At 70.8% G+C, this 18,977-nt stretch carries 13 protein-coding genes and 2 pseudogenes; 7 read left to right on the top strand and 8 right to left on the bottom strand.

Annotated features, from left to right (window positions below):
• Positions 1–8: 8 nt before the first annotated feature.
• From G3I77_RS19555 to G3I77_RS19530, 6 genes and pseudogenes are all read right to left on the bottom strand, one after another.
• Positions 9–1,370 carry a sugar ABC transporter substrate-binding protein gene (locus G3I77_RS19555; RefSeq protein WP_248505487.1) on the bottom strand — a complete coding sequence of 454 codons (1,362 nt, stop codon included), beginning with the start codon at positions 1,368–1,370 and terminating at the stop codon, positions 9–11.
• Positions 1,371–1,455: 85 nt separating this feature from the next.
• Complete coding sequence (locus G3I77_RS19550) at positions 1,456–2,763, bottom strand: sugar ABC transporter permease (protein WP_248505485.1); 1,308 nt, start codon at positions 2,761–2,763, stop codon at positions 1,456–1,458.
• A complete protein-coding gene (locus G3I77_RS19545; protein WP_248505482.1) occupies positions 2,754–3,533 on the bottom strand; it encodes an ATP-binding cassette domain-containing protein in 780 nt (259 codons plus the stop codon). The genes G3I77_RS19550 and G3I77_RS19545 overlap by 10 nt, the downstream gene beginning before the upstream one ends.
• 14 nt (positions 3,534–3,547) lie before the next feature.
• Positions 3,548–4,630 carry a substrate-binding domain-containing protein gene (locus G3I77_RS19540; RefSeq protein WP_248505480.1) on the bottom strand — a complete coding sequence of 361 codons (1,083 nt, stop codon included), beginning with the start codon at positions 4,628–4,630 and terminating at the stop codon, positions 3,548–3,550.
• A 629-nt stretch (positions 4,631–5,259) separates the two neighbouring features.
• A pseudogene (locus G3I77_RS19535) lies at positions 5,260–7,836 on the bottom strand (SpoIIE family protein phosphatase); the annotation flags it as partial.
• A 273-nt stretch (positions 7,837–8,109) separates the two neighbouring features.
• On the bottom strand, positions 8,110–9,195 hold the full coding sequence (locus G3I77_RS19530) for a lytic polysaccharide monooxygenase (RefSeq protein WP_374385833.1): 1,086 nt from the start codon (positions 9,193–9,195) through the stop codon (positions 8,110–8,112).
• Positions 9,196–9,563: 368 nt separating this feature from the next.
• Between G3I77_RS19530 and G3I77_RS19525 the strand changes: the two genes are divergently transcribed.
• Both G3I77_RS19525 and G3I77_RS19520 read left to right on the top strand, forming a co-directional pair.
• Positions 9,564–9,788, top strand: coding sequence for a hypothetical protein (locus tag G3I77_RS19525; RefSeq protein ID WP_248505476.1), 225 nt, complete (start codon positions 9,564–9,566; stop codon positions 9,786–9,788).
• 59 nt (positions 9,789–9,847) lie between these two features.
• Positions 9,848–10,258 carry an MmpS family transport accessory protein gene (locus G3I77_RS19520; protein ID WP_248505474.1) on the top strand — a complete coding sequence of 137 codons (411 nt, stop codon included), beginning with the start codon at positions 9,848–9,850 and terminating at the stop codon, positions 10,256–10,258.
• Positions 10,259–10,397: 139 nt separating this feature from the next.
• Here G3I77_RS19520 and G3I77_RS19515 read toward each other — a convergent pair whose 3' ends face one another.
• Positions 10,398–11,432 carry an acetylxylan esterase gene (locus G3I77_RS19515; protein ID WP_248505472.1) on the bottom strand — a complete coding sequence of 345 codons (1,035 nt, stop codon included), beginning with the start codon at positions 11,430–11,432 and terminating at the stop codon, positions 10,398–10,400.
• Between the two features lie 232 nt (positions 11,433–11,664).
• Between G3I77_RS19515 and G3I77_RS19510 the strand changes: the two genes are divergently transcribed.
• The 5 genes and pseudogenes from G3I77_RS19510 to G3I77_RS19490 all read left to right on the top strand — a co-directional run bounded on the left by G3I77_RS19510 (position 11,665) and on the right by G3I77_RS19490 (position 17,000).
• The gene (locus G3I77_RS19510) at positions 11,665–12,657 is read left to right on the top strand and encodes a sugar ABC transporter permease (protein WP_248505470.1); all 993 of its coding nucleotides are present in this window, start codon (positions 11,665–11,667) and stop codon (positions 12,655–12,657) included.
• On the top strand, positions 12,651–13,523 hold the full coding sequence (locus tag G3I77_RS19505) for a carbohydrate ABC transporter permease (RefSeq protein ID WP_248505468.1): 873 nt from the start codon (positions 12,651–12,653) through the stop codon (positions 13,521–13,523). Before G3I77_RS19510 ends, G3I77_RS19505 begins: the two co-directional genes overlap by 7 nt.
• A 45-nt stretch (positions 13,524–13,568) precedes the next feature.
• Complete coding sequence (locus G3I77_RS19500) at positions 13,569–15,227, top strand: extracellular solute-binding protein (protein WP_248505466.1); 1,659 nt, start codon at positions 13,569–13,571, stop codon at positions 15,225–15,227.
• A 67-nt stretch (positions 15,228–15,294) separates the two neighbouring features.
• Positions 15,295–15,978: a hypothetical protein gene (locus G3I77_RS19495; protein ID WP_248505464.1), complete on the top strand. Its 684-nt coding sequence runs from the start codon at positions 15,295–15,297 to the stop codon at positions 15,976–15,978.
• Positions 15,975–17,000, top strand: a pseudogene (locus G3I77_RS19490) (beta-galactosidase trimerization domain-containing protein). The gene G3I77_RS19495 and the pseudogene G3I77_RS19490 overlap by 4 nt, the downstream one beginning before the upstream one ends.
• Here G3I77_RS19490 and G3I77_RS19485 read toward each other — a convergent pair.
• Positions 16,994–18,976 (bottom strand): alpha-glucuronidase, encoded by a 1,983-nt coding sequence (locus G3I77_RS19485; protein ID WP_248505462.1) that lies wholly within the window; start codon positions 18,974–18,976, stop codon positions 16,994–16,996. The pseudogene G3I77_RS19490 and the gene G3I77_RS19485 sit on opposite strands and share 7 nt — an antisense overlap.
• Between the last annotated feature and the right edge of the window lies 1 nt (position 18,977).

Here is an 18,977-nt window from a genome sequence, read left to right as displayed (position 1 = left end):
CCGCCGGGTCACTCGCCGCGGTACTTCGCCGCCGCGGCCTGGGCGAGGTCCTGCGCCTTGTCCAGGGCCGTGTCCACCGACTGCTGCCCGGCGATGGCCGCGGCGATCTGCCCGGAGACCGCCGTACCCAGCACGGCGAACTCGGGGATGCTCAGGAAGCCGATGCCGTCGTAGGGGCGGGGGCCGACGCCGGGGTCCTTCGGGTCGGCGGAGTCCGTCGCCGCCGTGTACTCCTGCCGGTACCAGGCTCTGGCCGCCTGCTGGTACTCGGGCCTCTCGTAGAGGGATTTGCGGTTCCCGGCGGGCGCCGAGGTCCAGCCCACCTCCTGGCCGACCAGCTCCTGGAACTCCTTGGAGGACGCCCAGGAGATGAACTCCCAGGCGGCGTCCTTGTTCTCGGCCGCCTCCTGGATGCCCCAGGCCCAGGTCCACAGCCAGCCGGCCTTGTCGGTCCGCTCGTGCGGGGCCGGGACGTAGCCCACCTTGCCCTTGACCGAGGAACTGTCGGCCTCGATCGACGAGGCCAGCGACGTGGCGTCGTACATCATGGCGCACTTGCCCCCGACGAACCGGTCCAGGATCTCCAGCACGCCCATCCGCTCGGCGCCGGGCTGGCCGTGGGAGCGGAGCAGGTCGACGTAGAACCCGACGGCCTTCCTGAACTCCGGTGAGGTCAGGCGGGCGTTCCAGTCCATGTCGTACCAGGCGCCGCCGAAGGTGTTGACGACCGTGTTGATCGGGGCGAGGTTCTGGCCCCAGCCGGGCAGGCCGCGCAGGCAGATGCCGCTCGCGCCCTCGGCACCGTCGACCCGGGCGGCGAGGTCGGCGACCTGCTCCCAGGTCGGGTTCGACGGCATGGTCAGCCCGTCCTTGCGGAACAGGTCCTTGCGGTACATCAGGAAGGAGCCCTCGCCGTAGAAGGGCTCGGCGTAGAGCTTGCCGTCCTCCCCGGTCAGCGAGGCCGAAAGGTTCGGGAAGACGTCGTCCTGGTCGAAGTCCTCGTCCGCCTTCACATAGGAGTCCAGCGGGGCGAGCCAGCCGTTGTCCGCGTAGATCGGCACCTCGTACGCGCTGACGCTCGCCACGTCGTAGGTGCCGGCCTGGGTCGCGAACTCGCGGTTCATCTTCTCCCGCGCCTCGTTCTCCGGCAGCAGCGTGTAGTCGACGGTGATGCCGGTCTCCGCCGTGAAGTGCTTCTTGGTGAGCTTCTTGAGGGTCTGGATCTGCGGCACGTCCGTCGCGAGCACGCTGATGTCGGCCTGCTCCTCGCCGCCGGGCGGATCGGTGTCACCGCACCCGGCGAGGGCCGGACCGGCGGCGACTGCGACCGCGACGGCCACGGCCGCGTAGGTGAGGCGGCTGCGCTTCATGACACCTCGCCCCTACCCACCTTTGCCACTTGTTAGACATTTCGTAAGAAGCGCAGTAATCGGCGGATTTCCGGCATGTTGCGGTTCATGGTCGGCCACGTCTGGCCTGAGAGCGGCGGGAGAGCGCGTCGGCCGCCACGGCGGCCAGCAGCACACCACCGGTGATCATGAACTGCACGGCGTCCTGGACCCCCAGCAGCCCCATGCCCGAGGCGATCGACTGGATGACCACCACACCGAGCAGCACCGACCAGGGCGAGCCCCGCCCGCCGAACAGACTCGTCCCGCCGATGACGGCCGCCGCGATCGCGTTGATCAGCAGCATCCCCGAACCGGCGGCACGGGCCGTCGTGGGGCTCGCCGAGGTCAGTCCCGACGCCACGAACAGCCCGCCGACCGCGGCCAGCGTCCCCGACACCATGAACATCGCGACCCGCACCCGCTCCACCCCGATGCCGGCCCGCCGGGACGCCTCGACCCCGCCGCCGAGCGCGTACACCCGCCGCCCGTAGCGGGTGCGGCGCAGCACGTAGTCCGAGACGACCAGGACCACCAGGAAGATCAGCAGCGCGAGGGGCAGCCCCTGGAACCGGTTGAGGGTGTAGGCCGCGGCGAAGGCGACCACCGCGAGGAGACCGGTGCGCATCCAGATCTCCACCCCGGGCAGGTAGGGCATCCCGGTCGCCCGGTGGCGGCGCCGCCGGCGGCGCGCGGCCAGGAAGTACCCGGCCGTGCCGAGCGCCGCGACCGCGTACGCCGCCAGGTCGTCGTCGAAGTGCCGGCTGGTCAGGGAAGCGACCAGGCCCTCCTCGTCGATGTTGATCGTGCCGCTCGCCCCCAGCAGATAGAGCGTCAGGCCGTTCCAGATCAGCAGCCCGGCCAGCGTCACCACGAACGCGGGCACGCCGAGCCAGGCGTGGAAAATCCCGTGGAAGGCACCCACGGCCGTCCCCGCGGCCACCGCCACGATCACCGCCAGCCACTCCGGCACCCCGTGGTTCACGTTCAGCACGGCGAACGCGGCACCCGCCAGGCCGCTGACCGAGCCGACCGACAGATCGATCTCCCGGATCAGCAGCACGAACACGATGCCGACGGCGACCAGCCCGGTCCCGACGATGTCCACACTGAGGTTGGACAGATTGCGCGGCGAGAGGAACTTGTCGTCCAGCCCCTGGAAGACGATCCAGATCATGATCAGCCCGGCGATGACCAGGAGCGGCCCCCGCTCCCCCTCGCGCACACTGCCGCGGACCTCCAGCGCGTACTCCCGCAGACTGTCCTGCCAGCCGCGGCCGGCGCGCCGCTCCTGGCCGGTGGTGACCGGCCCGGCGCTGCCCGGCCCGGCCGGACCGCCGTCCCGGTGCGGCCCGCCGCCGCGGCTCACGGCCACGCCTCCTCGTCGCCCTTCGAGCGATGGGCCACGGCGTTGTCCGCCGCCCCGGTGACGGAGGAGAGGATCTGCTCCTGGGTCACCGTGCTCACGTCGAACAGCCCGTTGTTGCGGCCCAGCCGCAGCACCGCGACCCGGTCCGCGACGGCCTTGATGTCGCCCATGTTGTGGCTGATGAGGATGATCGCCATACCGTGGTCGCGCACCTCCTCGATCAGGTCCAGCAGATGGCTGGTCTGCTCCACGCCCAGGGCGGCGGTGGGCTCGTCGAGCAGCAGTACCTTGGGGGCGCCCATGAGGGAGCGGGAGATCGCGACGGCCTGCCGCTGCCCGGCCGACAGCGCGGCGACCGGCATCCGCACGTCGGGGATGCGGATCGACAGGGCGCGCATCAGATCACGGGCGCGACGCTCCATCTCGACCTCGTCGAGGATGCCCACCCGGTCGATCTCGCGGCCGAGGAAGAGATTGCCGACGACGTCCAGGTTGTCGCACATGGCGAGGTCCTGGTAGACGGTCGCGATCCCCAGGGCGTGGGCGTCGTGCGGGCGTTTGATCTGCACGAGGCGACCCTCCCACTCGATGACGCCCCGGTCGGCGGGGCTGACCCCGGAGATCACCTTGACCAGCGTGGACTTGCCCGCTCCGTTGTCGCCCGCCAAGGCCACGACCTCGCCGGCCCGGACCTGCAGGTCGACGTCCACGAGCGCCTGGACGCCGCCGAACCGCTTGGTGATGCTGCGCAACGCCAGTACGGGGGGATGGGCCACGGGGACCACCTCGCTCACCGGGTGAGCCCGGCCCGTTCGCAGGCCGAGCGGAGCTTCGGAGTGCAGATCTCGTCGAGCGTGTAGACACCGTCCCGGACGAGCGTCCGGCCGATCGTCTCGCGCGTCACGGCGGTCGGGGTGAGCAGAATCGCCGGGATGTCCTCGGTCGTGGGGCTGTCCATCGTCGATGTGGCCAGGGCGTCGATGTCGTTGCCGCGCGCCAGGGCGACGGCCATCGCGGAGGCCGCCTCGGTCTCCAGCCGGAACGGCTTGTAGACGGTCATGTACTGCTCGCCCTTGAGGATGCGCTGCACGGCGTCGAGGTCGGCGTCCTGCCCGGTGACCGGGGGCAGCGGTGAGACGCGGGCGCTCCTGAGCACCGAGATGACACCGGCCGCGATCGAGTCGTTGGCCGCGAGCACCCCGTCGATCGCGCTCGGGCCGAGGTCGCTGATCGCGGCGGACATGTGGTCGTGCGCGTTCTCCGTACGCCAGCCCAGGGTGTTGTACGACTTCAGGATCCGCACCTTGTCCTCCAGGACGGCCCGGGCCCCGCCCTCGTACCAGGCGGCGTTGGGGCTGGACGGGTCGCCGTTCATCATGACGACACCGCCGCCGTCGGCCCTGGCGCCCATGCCCTTCATGAGGGCCTGGCCCTGGAGCCTGCCGACCTGGGCGCCGTCGAAACTGACGAACCCCGAGATCGGGCCCTCGGCGAGCCGGTCGTAGGCGACGACCGGGATGCCCTCGCGCTGCGCGGCGCGGACCGAGGAGCGCAGGGCCTTGGGGTCGACGACGTCCAGGACCAGGGCCGAGACCCCCCGGGTGATCATGGAGGTCATCTGCTGCCGCTGGCTCGCCGCGTCGTTCTCGGCGTTGGCGTACACGACCGTGCAGTCGGGGCACAGCTCCTTGACCCGCTTCTCGATCAAGGGCTTGTCGGACTTCTCCCAGCGGGGCACGGCCCGGCTGGGCAGCAGCAGCCCGATGGTCAGACCACCCTCGCTCTCCCCGCCGCTGTCGGCGCATCCGGCCAGGGACACAGCCAGCAGGACCGCCAGCAGCCCGGCGGCGCCGCGCAGGCCGAGGCCACGCATCAGAAACCTCCCTCGTGAGGCCGGTTCGGGTTCCGGTTCTGGTGTGGGGGTGTGTTCGGGTCCGTGCTCGGGGTCCCGTTCGGGCCGGGCTCCCGGATCCCGCTCCGGTCGCGGCCCAGGCCCCCGCTCAGGCCGGCGATTCCGCCTTCGCTCCGGCCCGTGTCGTGGCTCTCGGTCCCGTGTGCGGTCCGGTCGCCGGTGTGGCCTGTGGTCCGGTCGTCGATGTGGCCTGTGGTCCGGTCCTCGTTGTGGTCCCAGGTCCGGTCACCGATCTGGTCCGTGGCCCGGTCGTCGATGTGGCCTGTGGTCCGGTCCTCGTCGCGGCCCCCGGTCCGGTCACCCGTGTGGTCCGTGGCCCGGTCGTCCTTGTGGTCCCCGGTCCGGTCACCGATCTGATCCCTGGTCCGGTCCTCGTCGCGGACCCCGCCCTGGTTGCCGTCGCGGTCCCTGGTCCGGTCGTCCTCGCGGTCCGGGCTCTGGTCGCGGGCCTTGCGGCGGTCCCGGTTGCGGCCCAGGCCCCAGGTGCGGTCGCGGCCCAGGCCCCAGCCGCGGCCCGGCTTGCGCTCCTCCTCCGGCTCGGGCTCAGGCTCCTCGTCCGGCTCCTCGCCGGGTTCCGTTTCCCGTTCCGGGCGGGTGACGACGATCTCGCTCCACACCCGCTTGCCGCCGCCGACCGGTACCGAGCCCCAGGCAGCCGACACGGCCTCGACCAGGAAGAGGCCCCGGCCGCCCGTCGACTCCCAGTCCACGACCACCGGCTTGGCCGGCGCCCGGGGCGAGGAATCGCTCACGGCCACCCGCAGCCGGTCCGCCGCCAGGGTCAGCTCCACCCGGACCGCGCCCTGCGTGTGCACCAGCGCGTTGGTGACCAGCTCCGACACCACCAGCAGGACGGTGTCGGCCTCGGCCGTGATACCCCACGAACGCAGCGTGCGCGCAGTGAACCGGCGGGCGTGCATCACCGCGTCCGGCAGCCGCCACACCACCCACCCCGCCCGCACCGGCCGTATCCGCATCCCGTCGTAGCGCAGCAGCAGCACCGCCACGTCGTCCTCACGGCGCCCGGCCTCGCCGAGCAGCTCGTCGGCCATCCGCCCCGGGTCGGCGGGATCGGCCGCGGCGAGCGCCTGGCGCACGAGCCGCATCCCCTCGTCCACCTGCAACTCCGCCGACTCGACCAGGCCGTCCGTCACCAGCGCGAGCACCGAGCCCTGGGCGAGTGCGAGCGCCGTCAGCGGGAACTCCGCGTCCTCCAGGACGCCGAGCGGGAGCCCGCCCTCGACCGCGATCTCCGCGGTGCTGCCGTCGGGGTGCCGCACCAGCGGGGCCAGATGCCCGGCCCGCACGAACAGCGCGTTGCCCTCCTCCATGTCCAGTTCGACGTAGCAGCAGGTGGCGAACAGGTCGGTCTCCATGCCGACGAGCAGGCGATTGGCGTGCGCGACGACCACGTCCGGCGGATGCCCCTCCACGGCGTAGGCCCGGACCGCCGTGCGCATCTGGCCCATGATCGTCGCGGCCCCGGCGCTGTGCCCCTGCACATCCCCGATGACGAGCGCCACCTTCCTCTCCGACAGCGCGATCACGTCGTACCAGTCGCCGCCCACCTGGAGCCCGCGCCGGGCGGGCAGGTAGCGGGCCACCGCGGTGCCCCCGGGCAGCCGGGGGAGCCGGCGCGGCAGCAGGCTGCGCTGGAGCATCGTCGCGAGTTCCTGCTCGGCGTCGTAGGCGTGGGCGCGTTTCAGGGCCTGCCCGACCAGGCCCGCGGTCGCGGTCAGCAGCGCCCGCTCCTCGGGGGCGAACTCGTGCGGGGTGTCCCAGCCGACCAGGCACACCCCGGCCACCCCGCTCTTGGCCGGCAGCGGCAGCACCGCGAGCCCGCCGGGGCCGATCCCCGCGAGCCCCGGTTCCAGCACGGAACCCCCCGGCCACAGGCTCGTCCGCCCGTCCCGCAACGCCGCCTGGAGCGTGGGCAGGGCGGACACCGGTGCGTCGGGCCACTCCGAGCGCCACTCGCGCCGCCACAGCTCCGGCCACGCACCCGCACCCGGCGGATCGAGCACGGTGACCGCCAGCCGGTCCTCCAGCAGCTCGGCGAGAGCGACCCGGTCGGCACCCAGCGGTTCGCGCAGCGCGGCGACCACCACACGGCTGACGTCCCGGACGGTCGTGGCGTCGTCGAGCGCGGCCGTCAGCCACTGGATCCGGGCGACGTCGCTGGCGCTGCGGCGCAGCACGGGTGCCGCGCTCACCACGCCCAGCACCCGCTCCGGGGCGCCGTCGGGCCCCTTCAGCACACGGCAGCTCAGCCGCAGCCAGCACAGTTCACCGGTGGGCCTGCGGATACGGAACTCCAGCTCGCGGCGGCCCGGGGTCTGCGCGGACGGCTCGATGACCGACATCAGCGCGGGGACGTCCTCCGGGACGCTGTACGAGAGCAGGGTGTCGGTCTTGTCGTCGAAACCGCCCTCGGGGATGCCGACGAGTTCGAGCAGGGCCGGGTCCGTCTCCACCAGCCCGGTGCCGGGTGACAACGCGAAGGAACCGACCCCCATGGCGCGCAGGGCCGAATCCAGCAGTGGCGAGGGCGCCGACCGGTCGGCCTCGCCCCGCAGCCGCTCGGCGACGGCCTCGGCGTACCGCTCCAGAAACTCCCGCTGCTCGGCTCCGAACCCCTCCCCGGCCTCTCCCACCACGACGAGGGACCCCAGCCACCCGCCCGCCGCCCCCAGCGGCAACGCCCCGAGCGGGGCGGAGGGGGCCGCGCCTTCCTCTCGCCTCGCGACCACCGCCCCCGGGAGCCACACGGCCCGCCCCCGAAGATAGGTCTCGGCGATGGCCGGGCAACCGCCTCCCGGGCCGGACGGGCCCGGAGGCACCGAGGTGGGGGCGTCCTGAAGCACCACCGGTGACTCCGGCCCGGGGGAGCTGCTCGACCCCGCGCCAGGAGATCCCCCCGGAACCGAGACCGCCACACGCCCCGGCAACTGGTACCGCTGCTCGGAGTCGACCCCGGCCGACTCCACCAGCCGGAGTTCCGATCCGTCCTCATCGCGCACGTACACCGCAGCCAGCGCCACCCCGGCGAACGCCAGCAGCCGCGCTCGCGCGGCCGGCTCCGGAGCGGGACGAGACGGACCGGTGCCCCCGTTCCCCGGCGCCCGAAGGCCGGGGACCGCGGCCCGGGCATCGCCGTAATGGGGCATGTCCGCATCCACCTCCCGTCCATGCCGAAGCCACCGGCAGGTGGGAGTCCCCGGAGCTCAGGCGATGACGACGCGGGCACGGGACCGGCGGCGCGGGGGTCGCGCCTCCCATGGCGGATCCACGCCGCCATGAGCGGCAGGGCACCCACACAACAGAATCGCACACCTGGATAACAGCGACATATGGGGCGGCGGGGTCGACTCGGTCAGCGCCGCCGGCGCGGACCCGGTCACCGAGGCTCTGCGGTCACCGGGCCCGTCCGAGGTGACGGCTCAGCCCACCCGGCAGGGCAGACTGCTCGTACTGTCACCCCCCGCCCCGGAGACGACGTAACCGAACGTCGTGCTCTTGCCGGGTGCGAGGGATCCGTTCCAGTCGGCGTTGTGGACCATCACCGCCTGGCCGTTGTAGGTCGCGCTGCCGCTCCACACGCTGTCGGCCTTCTGGCCCGCCGGGAGCGTCCAGTCGACCATCCAGCCGAGCATCGGGACCGTGCCGGTGTTGGTGACGGTCACCTCGGACTGGTAGCCGCCGTTCCAGGAGCCGGTCGTCCTGCGGGTGGCCGTGCAGGTGCCGGGCACCGGCTCGGACGGGTTGCCCGGCTGCTTGATGCCGGTGACCTCGCCGTTGCCGCCGTCGAAGACGACGTCGGAGCAGGAGTAGAAGGTCTCCTGGCTGTCGGAGCGCTGCCAGACCATGTAGATGATGTGGCGGCCGGACTTGTTGTCGGGGAGCTTGCCGGTCCAGGAGTAGTTGGCCTCGACCGTGCCCGGGGAGCCGTTCAGCGGCGGGTGGTCGACGCTCAGGAAGGGCCGTTCCTCCATGTCGTTCCAGGTGAGCGTCTTGGTCGGGTCGAAGCCGTCCTTGGTGATGTAGACGTAGAACCAACCCGGGTGCGCCGCCCAGGCGTTGTACGAGAAGTCGACCGACGCGCCCGAGGTGAGATGGGTGAGCGGCCAGTCGTTGCTGGGCGTGTTGAATCCGTTGAAGTTGGTGTTGCCGCCGCTGCACAGCTCGCCGTCCGGTACGAAGCCCCGCGTGCGGCCGGCGCCGTCCGAACGGAGCACCGAGAACCAGTTGTAGAACGGCGTGGTGCCGCTGACCTGCTGCGCTCCTCGGCACGCGGGGTTGACCGGCTTGATCTCGCCGGTGTCGGTGAGTCCGTCCTGCCAGCACAGGAACGTGCGGCTGCCGGGCTTCATGGGGGTGCCGTGCGCCTCCGCCTCACCCCCGGCCGACATGACCAGGCCGAGCGCCGGGACGGTGACGAGAAGGGAGAGCAGCACCAGGAAGAAGGCTCTGGCCCGGGTGGGGAGTGCTGATCGGCGCGGTGTGGATCTTCCCGGTTCGGTTGTCATGATCATGACAGCATCATCCGTTCGTCGGGATACGGGTCTGCGGATGTGTGTGCGCGGATGCGCGGGATGGGAGCGACTCGAGGGCGGGTTCCGGTCCACCGACATGGGAGCGCTCCCACCCCGCCTGTTGCGGAAGTTAGCGCTCGGCGGCACAGATGTAAACGGCTCAGGCGCAAGGGCACCGGTCGGGATCCCGGTGTCCTGCGACGGGGGCGCGCGCGCCGGGCCGTGGGGGCACGGTCGTCGGCCATGGCATGCGTGCCGAATGAGGACGCTTCGAGTCTCACGACGCGATCAAGGAGGTCTTCCGCAGGTACCCGGAGGCGCGGGGTAAATACGCGCCGTCCAGCCTCGAACTGGAAAACCAGATGAAAGTCGACTTCGGCGAGAAGGTCGGAGTCTCCAGGATCGAGGGCGACAAGATCATCACCGAAAATACCGAATACAAAGACCGGAAGTCGGTGGTCAGGATGCGGATCTGCTTGAAGTGGAACTTCGACTGCACCGAATGTCTTCACTGGAAAGAGGCCGAGGAGCAGGAAGGCGCCATCGCCTGCCTCCAGCCCAAGAGGTCCCCGTACACCGGAAGTTGACTTTGCTTTCCCTTTGCGGTTGGCTGCGGATCCGACCATCAAGATCCGGGGGGATCCCTTTGAACCGCACCATCCGTGCAGCCGTCTGTTCTGTCGCGGTCGCAGGTCTCGCGCTCGGCCTCAGTTCCTGCTCCGAGGCCGTCGACCAGGTCGACAAGGCGGTGAACGAGACCTACGAGGTCACCTACGAGGTCACGGGGAAGAACATCGACTCGATCGACTTCCACGGCGGCCGCGGCAAGGCCATGGAGCCGAAGATCGAATCGGTGTCGAAGCCCGAGCTGCCCTGGAAGAAGACGGTCACGCTGCGCGGCATCATGCCCGCGGCGGTCATGCCGGTCGCCGCGGACCCCGAAGGCTCGCAGCTCACCTGCAAGATCATCTACAAGGGCAAGGTGATCGAGGAGCAGAGCGCCGACGGCCTGGTGACCGCCGGCGGCTGCACCGCGGAGTCCCCGATCACGGAGTGACCCGGCGCGGCGCAGGCGGGGTGGCGCAGCCTCCGGGCTGCGCGACCGAGGTGCCGGCTGAACGTGGCCCGTATGCGGCGGGTTTGAGCGAGTCCGATCGCACCGGGGCGTCCCCACGGCCCGGATACCTCACTCGAGGTCAACGCGATCCGGACGGTGACCGCGACCCCAAGGGATCGTCACCCAGCCCCTCCAACACGGTTCGCAACCACATCAGTTGGCGCCCCACCTGCACCGCCTCACCCCCCTCGTGCCCGTTGAACGGATAGGCGTGCATCTCCTTGCGGGGGTCCGTGCCGGTCAGTTCGGCATAGCGGTTGAAGGCGGCGTACACCCCGCTCGGCGGGCACACCGTGTCCCGCAGCCCCACTCCGAAGTGAGCCGGAGCCTGTGCGCGGCGGGCGAAGGACACGCCCTCGACGTAGGACAGGGTCCGACGGGCGGCCTGCTCGGCGCCCCGGTGGACGGAGAGGTACGCGGCGATCTCGCCGTACGGGCCGGCGTCGGTGAGGTCGAGGGCGCGGCGGATGCCGCACAGGAACGGGGCGGTGACCAGCACGGCCGCCAGGTCCGGGACGAGCCCCGCGACCGCCAGGGCCAGCCCGCCGCCCTGGCTGTTGCCGACCGCCGCGGTCCGTGCCGGATCCACGCCGGGCAGCCCCCGCACCGCCGCGACCGCACGCACCGCGTCCGTGATCAGACGCCGGAAGTGGTAGTCCTCGGCGTGGAGCAGCCCCCGCACCGCCGGCCCGGGCCCGCCCGGCGCGACGGCGTGCGGATCGGGCGTGTCACCGCCGCACCCGTACTGGTCGCCCTGGCCGCGGTTGTCCATGAGCAGATGCGCGTACCCGGCGTTGACCCACGTCAGACGCTCGTGCGGAAGGCCGCGCCCGCGCCCGTACCCGGCGAACTCGACCACGGCGGGCAGCGGTTCCGCCACGCCGGCCGGCCGGCTGAACCACGCCCGCACCGGGTCGCCCGCGAAACCCCGGAACGTCACGTCCCAGGTCCGGGTCAGCCGAAGGCCCGTCTCCACCGGCCGTACCGACACCACCGGGTCCGCCTGTCCGGCCTCCTTCAGCGTGCTCAGCCAGAAGGCGTCGAAGTCGGCGGGCTCCTCGATGTCCGGGCGGTGGTGATGCAGTTCGGTCAGCGGCAGGTCGAACGCGGGCACGGCGGCACCTCGCAGGAGTCGGTGGGCGTCCAGAAACTTGCGACGAGGGAAGGGCAGTCGGCCCCTGGGGTCTACCCAGCCCCGACGGTGTTCCAACGCGCCCCAGGCGTCCCGTCCGAGTGCCGCAGTACCCATTGACAGCGCTTTCTGGTGCCCCTAAGTTGCCGCGAAGTTACCGGTAGAAGCTCGAAAGTTTCGGTTCCGCGTCCCATGTCCACGGGAGGCCCGAGCAATGAGCACGTCCACCACACCGGCCCCGCCGGGCACCCAGGATCAGCCTCCCGCCCGGGCCGCCCCCCGGCGCGGCAAGCGGGCGCCTGCCCGGACGGGCTGGCGGCGGGCGCTGCGCCGTGACTGGCAGTTGTACTCGCTGGCGATCCTGCCGCTGCTGTTCTTCCTGGTCTTCCGCTATCTGCCGATGATCGGCAATGTGATCGCCTTCCGGCGCTTCGAGCCCGGCGGTTCGATCTTCGGCGAGGAATGGGTGGGCCTGCGCTATGTACAGATGTTCCTCAGCGACCCCACCTTCTGGCAGGTGTTCCGCAACACCCTGTGGCTGGGCGGGCTCACCCTCCTCTTCTGCTTCCCGATCCCGATCGTGCTGGCGCTGCTGCTGAACGAGGTCCGCCGGCGTTCCCTGAAGCGGTTCGTGCAGTCGGTGTCGTACCTCCCGCACTTCCTGTCGATCGTGATCGTCGCGGGCATCACCCTGCAGATGCTGGCGAGCGACGGCCCGGTCAACCACGTCCTCGGCTGGCTCGGCCACGACCCGGTCCGCTTCATCCAGGAACCGGAGTGGTTCCGCACCGTCTTCGTCGGCTCGGAGATCTGGCAGACCGCCGGCTGGGGGACGATCCTCTACCTCGCCGCGCTCACCACGATCGACGAGGACCTGTACGAGGCCGCCCGCATCGACGGCGCCAACCGCTGGCGGCAGATCTGGCACGTCACCCTGCCCGGCATCCGCCCCACCATGGTCACGCTGCTGATTCTCAACGTGGGCACGTTCATGGCGGTCGGCTTCGAGAAGGTCCTGCTGCTGTACAACCCGCTGACGTATCCGACCGCGGACGTGATCTCGACGTACGTCTACCGCTCCGGCGTCGAGTCCAACAGCTTCAGCTACGCCGCCGCCATCGGCCTGTTCGAGGCGATCATCGGCCTGGTCCTCATCACGTCCGCCAACCAGCTCTCACGCCGCACAGTGGGGACGAGCCTGTGGTGAAGCCGAGCCGCTCCTACCGGGTCTTCCAGGGTGTCAACGGGGTGGTCCTCACCCTCGTCGTGCTGGTGACCCTCTACCCGTTCGTCAACATCCTCGCCCGGTCCTTCAGCGGGGAGCGGCAGATCCGGGCCGGTGAGGTGACCCTGCTGCCCAAGGGGTTCAACCTCACCACGTACGAGATCGTGTTCCAGGACTCGATGTTCTGGCGGAACTACGGCAACACCGTGCTGTACACGGTCGTGGCGACGGCCGTGGCCATGGTGCTGACGACCTGTTACGCCTACGTGCTGTCGAAGAAGCACCTCAAGGGCCGCGGCGTGCTCGTCGGCATCGCCGTGTTCACCATGTTCTTCACCGGTGGCTTGATCCCGAACTACATCCTGGTCACCAGCCTCGGGCTGAAGAACAGCGTGTGGGCGATCGCCCTGCCGAACGCGATCAGCGTCTTCAACCTGCTGGTGATGAAGGCCTTCTTCGAGAACCTGCCGACCGACCTGGAGGAGGCCGCGCAGATCGACGGCCTGAGCACCTACGGCATCCTGCTGAGGATCGTGCTGCCGCTGTCCAAGGCGGTCGTGGCGACGATGGTGCTCTTCTACTCGGTGTCCTTCTGGAACTCCTGGTTCAGCGCGTTCCTCTACATGGACCGGACCGATCTGATGCCGGTCACGGTCTACCTCCGCAACCTCATCCAGGGCGCCACCGGCGGCGGCAACGCCGGTGCCGGAACCGAGCAGCTCAGCCAGGTCGGCGCGAACATCCAGTCGGTCACCATCGTCCTCACCGCCCTGCCGATCCTCTGCGTGTACCCGTTCGTCCAGCGCTACTTCGTCTCGGGCGTGATGCTCGGCGCGGTCAAGGGCTGACCGTCGTACCTCTCCTCAACTGGCCTACGGAACAAGGGGGTTCCCGTGAAGAAGAACGCAGGACAGCTGTCGCGGCGCCAGGTGCTCGCCGCGGCCGGATCCATCGGCCTCGTCACGGTCACCGGCTGCGGCAGCGGGGACGACGGCGGGGACGGCAAGGACCTGTCGAAGAAGCGGGACGGGGCCATGAAGAACTACCGGGCCGGGCAGCAGTTCAAGGCGTCCCAGCCGCTGTCCTTCTCGGTGCTGCACAACAACAACCCCGTGTATCCGATGAAGAACGGCTGGCTGTTCTGGAAGGAGCTGACCAAGCGCACCGGCGTCACCCTCAAGCCCGTCGACGTCCCGCTGGCCGACTACGAGAAGAAGCGCAGCGTACTCATCGGCGCGGGCGACGCACCCTTCCTGATCCCGAAGACGTACCACCCCTCCGAGGTCGCCTTCGTCTCCTCGGGTGCGATCCTCCCGGTCAGCGACTACGTGAAGCTGATGCCCAACTTCCGCGACAAGGTGCGCAAGTGGAAGCTGGAGCCCGAGCTCGACGCGATCCGCCAGTCCGACGGCAAGTACTACCTGCTGCCGGGCCTGCACGAGAAGGTCAAGTCCGGCTACTCGCTGTCCTTCCGCACGGACGTCCTCGACAAGCACGGCCTGAGCCTGCCCACCACCTGGGACGAGGTCCACGACGTCCTCACCGCGCTCAAGGAGGAGTACCCCGGCACATACCCCTGGACCGACCGCTGGAGTACCAACACCCCCTTCCCGTGCGGCGCGTTGTTCAGCTACCTCGGCCAGGCCCACGGGGTCAAGGCGGGCTGGACCTACGACAACATCACCTTCGACGCGAAGGCACGCACGTTCGTCTTCACCGGCGCGACGGACGGCTACCGCCGGATGGTCGAGTACCTGAGAAGGATCGTCGCCGAGAAGCTGCTGGACCCGGAGAGCTTCACGCAGCAGGACGACCAGGCGGTGCAGAAGCTGCTGGCCGAGAAGTCCTATGTGATCAGCGCCAACTCCCAGGAGCTGGTGCAGAACTACCGCTACAACCTGGAGAAACAGATCAAGGGCGCCAAGATCGAGATGGTCCCCGTGCCGCTCGGCCCGGCCGGTCCCGTCGTGCTCGGCGGCACCCGCCTGGAGAACGGCGTCATGGTGTCGAGCAAGGCCCTCGAGAGCGACGACTTCGTCGCGATGATGCAGTTCCTCGACTGGCTCTGGTACTCGGACGAGGGCCAGAAGTTCTGCAAGTGGGGCGTCGAGGGCGTCACCCACACCCGGTCCGGCGACCGGTTCCGGCTGAAGCCCGGCATCTCCCTCATGGGCTCCGACCCCGACGCGGCGAAGGACCTCCAGAAGGACTACGGCTTCTTCAACGGCGTCTTCACCTACGGCGGCAGCTGGGACCTGGTCTCCTCCTCGTTCAGCCCGGACGAGAAGAAGTTCCAGGACGCCATGGCCCAGCGCGAGCAACTGCCCATCGACCCCGCCCATCCCCTCCAGTCCTTCGAGCAGGAACAGGCGACCCTCTGGGACACCCCGCTCAAGGACCACGTCATCCAGAACACCCTCCAGTTCGTCCTCGGCAAGCGCCCGCTGTCCCAGTGGGACGCCTACCTCGCCGAGCTGAAGTCCAAGAACATGCAGCAGCTCGTCGACCTGCACAACAAGGCGTACGAGCGGTTCAAGAAGGAGAACGGGTGATCCGCGTCCCCGACTCGCCGAGCGGCCGGCTCACCGAAGGGCCGCGGCTGCTCGGCGGGGAGGCGGCATGAGCACCGTACGCACCTCCGACTTCGGCACCGGAACCCTCGCCCGCGCCTCCGCCCTGATCCACACCGTCCTCACGGTCGAGGCACTGCTCCTGCTCGCCGCCTCCCCGGGCCTGGCGGGACTGCTCCTGCTCGGCCCCGACCCCACGAACCTCCCCCTCGCGGCCCTGTGCCTGCTGCCCCTCGGACCGGCCCTGTCCGCCGCGCTCCACGCCCTCCACCACCGCAGCCGTGACCTCACCGAACTGCACCCGGCCCGCGCCTACCTGCGCGGCTGGCGGCTCAACGCCGTACCGGCACTCAAGCTCTGGACACCCCTGCTGGCCTGGCTGACGGTCATCGCCTTCACCCTCACGCACTTCTCCGCCACCGGACTGCCCGGCTGGTGGGCGCTGCTGCTCGCGGCGATCGGCGCCGGCTCCCTCCTGTGGGGCGCGCACGCCCTCGTCCTCACCTCGCTCTTCGCCTTCCGCGCCCGGGACACCGCCCGCCTCGCCGCGTACTTCCTGTTCCGGCACGGCCGCGCCACCCTCGCCGCCGCCTCCCTGCTGGTCCTGACGGCCGCGTCGGCAGCCCTGCTGACCGAGGCCCTGCCCGCCCTGCTGGCCGCCCCGCTGCTGCTGTCCCTGCTGCACGGCAGCCGACCGGTGATCGCCGAGACGCGGAAGGACTTCACCGCATGACGCACAAGATCCGCTACGGCGGCGACTACGACCCCGAGCAGTGGCCGCAGGAGGTCCGGGACGAGGACCACCGCCTGTTCACCCGGGCCGGCATCGACACCCTCACGGTCGGCGTCTTCACCTGGTCCCTCACCCAACCGGCTCAGGACACCTACGACTTCACGATCCTGGACGGCATCCTGGACCGGGCCGCCGCCGAGGGACGCCAGGTCTGCCTGGCCGCCGGCACCGCCGCCCTCCCGCCCTGGCTCGCGAAGCGGCACTCCGAGGTCAACCGCACCGACTTCGAGGGCCGCCGCCACCGCTACGGCCAGCGCCGCCCGCGAGGCCGGCGCCGACCTGGACGTGATCCCCCAGTCCGCCGACCTCACCCGCTACGACGTGGTCCTCGCCCCCGCCCTGCACATGGTCAAGGCGACCTCGCCTCCCGCCTCGAAGTCGTGGCGGCCCGCGGCGGCACGGTCCTGACCACCTTCCTCTCCGGCCGCGTCGACGAACACGACCGGGCCTTCCTCACCGACGTCCCCGGCCCGCTGGCCCCCCTCATGGGCATCCGCGTGGACGAATGGGACGCCCGCCCACCGGAGTTCACCCAGACCGTCCCCGAGCTGGGGGCGAAGGCCCGGCTCGTCTTCGAGGTCGTGCTCCCGCGCGGAGCCGAACCGGTCGCCACCTACGGCACCGACTTCTACGCGGGCACCCCGGCGGTGACCCGCAACCGGTTCGGCTCCGGCGAGGCCTGGTACGTCGCCACCGCCCTCGACCAGCCGGGCGTCGACCAGGTCGTCCACCGGATCCTGACCGGCCACGACCTGCTCGGCCCCCACGCGGACCACCCGGCGGTGGAGACCGCCACCCGGGTCGCCCCCGACGGCACCCGCCTGCTCTTCCTCCTCAACCACGCCCCCGAACCGGCCCGCCTGACAGCTCACGTCACGGCCACCGACCTGCTCACCGGCAAGCGGGTCGAGCAGGGCGAACCCCTGGTCCTCGACCCGCTGGGCGTCGCGCTCCTTCAGTAGATGTCCCGCCCCCGCCCGTCCGGCACCCCGGACTTGCGGAGGAAGTAGCTGTTGACCTGGTCGCGCCACTCCCGGGCGCCGCGGAGCTGCTCGTCGTACAGCTCCGCCACCCGCGTGTGGCGCCCCGGGCCGACCACCCCTGCCAGCGAGGCCCACACCGCCCGGGCCTCCTCGACCTCCGCCACGCCCTCGAAGTGCGTGTCGTAGATGTGCTGGATCACGGTCTTCCCGCTCTTCAGCACATGCCCGTACGGCACATGGTGGAAGAACAGCAGCAGCTCGTCGGGGCAGCTGTCCGGCGACTCGTACTGCGCGGCCCACGGCTCGGCGTACTGCCCGGCGAACCCGGTGCCGGTCGCCGTACTGCGGTCGACCCCGACGCCGTCCCGGTCGGCGAAGTGATAGGTCCCCCACGGGCTGTACTCGTAGCCGTCCACGCTCGGCCCGTAGTGGTGCCCCGGCTGCACCATGAAGCCCACACCGAGGGGAGCGGTGTACTTCTCGTACGTCCGCCACGAGCCGTCGAGCACGGCGTGCAGCCCGTCGGCCGACTGCGGCGGGGCGTCCGGGAAGCTGAGCCCGATCCACTCGTCGAGTACCGCGTGCGGCTCGGCGTCGGGCCGCCAGGCCAGCCGGCCGAAGGTGTACAGGTTGGCCTGCGCCAGCGGATGCCCCGTCCAGAACGGGTCGTCACCGACGTTCGACACCCCGACGAGCCCGCCCCGCGCCAACTCGCCCACGGGCAGCTCGGGTTGATGCCGGAACCGCAGCACCTCGCTCCACATCGGCCCGAGCCAGCACACATGCCGCTGCTGCCCGGTGTACTCCTGGGTGACCTGGAGCTCCACCGCCAGCCGGGTGCGCGGCATCGCCCCGATCAGCGGCGAGACCGGCTCACGGACCTGGAAGTCCATCGGCCCGTGCTTCACCTGGAGCACGGCGCTCGCCGCGAACTCCCCGTCCAGCGGCACGAAATGGTCGTACGCGGCCCGGGCCCGGTCCGTCGTCCTGTCCCGCCAGTCCTGGCGGTGGTCGTAGACGAACGCCCGCCAGTGCACCGTCCCGCCGAACGGCTCCAGCGCGGCGGCCAGCAGGTTCGCCCCGTCGGCGTGACTGCGGCCGTACGCGAACGGGCCCGGTTGCCCCTCCGAGTCGGCCTTCACCACGTACCCGCCGAAGTCGGGTATCGCCTCGTACACCCGCCGCGTCGCCTCCGCCCACCAGTCGCGCGCCGCCTCATCCAGCGGATCGGCCGTGGGCAGCCCGCCCAGCGTGATCGGGGCGGCGAAGGAGACCGACAGGTGGGTGCGGATGCCGTAGGGCCGCAACGCCCGGGCGATCTCGGCCACTTCACCGATGCGGTCGGTCAGCAGACGGGCCTCGGTCGCGTGCACATTGACGTTGTTCACGGAGAGCGCGTTGATCCCGCACGCCGCCAGCAGCCTGCCGTACGCCCGCACACGGTCGAGTTCGCCCCGCGCCCACCCGTCCTCCCAGAACAGCGAGCCGCCCGCGTAGCCGCGCTCCACCTGGCCCATGACCGGGTGCACGGCCACGTTGTCCCAGTGGTCGAGCATGCGCAGGGCGAGCGAGGGGCGATGGATCTCCCGCGCCCACTCGCCGGTGAAGGCCGCCTCCCCGAGCCGTACGACGTGGAACAGGCCGTACAGCAGCCCGCGTCCGCCGGAGGCGGTGACCTTCGTCGTGCCGCCCTCGCGCGCGGAGGCGAAGCCCTCGTCGCCGAGGTCGTCGGCGCCGAGACCGAGGACCAGGTCGTACGCGCCGTCCGGCACGGCGTCCCGCACGACCCGGCCCCCGAACCTCCGGCAGGCCTCGGCCAGCTCCCCGTGCACCGTCTCCACCAGCGGACCCGATCCCCGGATCAGCGTCCGGCTGCCGCCGACCGCCCGGAAGGCGGTCGGCGGCAGCCAGGCCGGGTCGACACCCTCGGGCAGGACGGGCACGGGAAGCGGCATC

Origin of the sequence: Streptomyces sp. D2-8 (genome assembly GCF_023184515.1) — a bacterium.
GTDB lineage: Bacteria > Actinomycetota > Actinomycetes > Streptomycetales > Streptomycetaceae > Streptomyces.
This window is presented reverse-complemented; position numbering and strand designations above follow the sequence as displayed.

Coding starts and splice junctions, on each gene's coding strand:
- G3I77_RS19555 (WP_248505487.1), bottom strand. CDS start 1,370: ATGAAGCGCAGCCGCCTCACCTACGCGGCCGTGGCCGTCGCGGTCGCA.
- G3I77_RS19540 (WP_248505480.1), bottom strand. CDS start 4,630: ATGCGTGGCCTCGGCCTGCGCGGCGCCGCCGGGCTGCTGGCGGTCCTG.
- G3I77_RS19530 (WP_374385833.1), bottom strand. CDS start 9,195: ATGACAACCGAACCGGGAAGATCCACACCGCGCCGATCAGCACTCCCC.
- G3I77_RS19525 (WP_248505476.1), top strand. CDS start 9,564: ATGAAAGTCGACTTCGGCGAGAAGGTCGGAGTCTCCAGGATCGAGGGC.
- G3I77_RS19510 (WP_248505470.1), top strand. CDS start 11,665: ATGAGCACGTCCACCACACCGGCCCCGCCGGGCACCCAGGATCAGCCT.
- G3I77_RS19495 (WP_248505464.1), top strand. CDS start 15,295: ATGAGCACCGTACGCACCTCCGACTTCGGCACCGGAACCCTCGCCCGC.
- G3I77_RS19485 (WP_248505462.1), bottom strand. CDS start 18,976: ATGCCGCTTCCCGTGCCCGTCCTGCCCGAGGGTGTCGACCCGGCCTGG.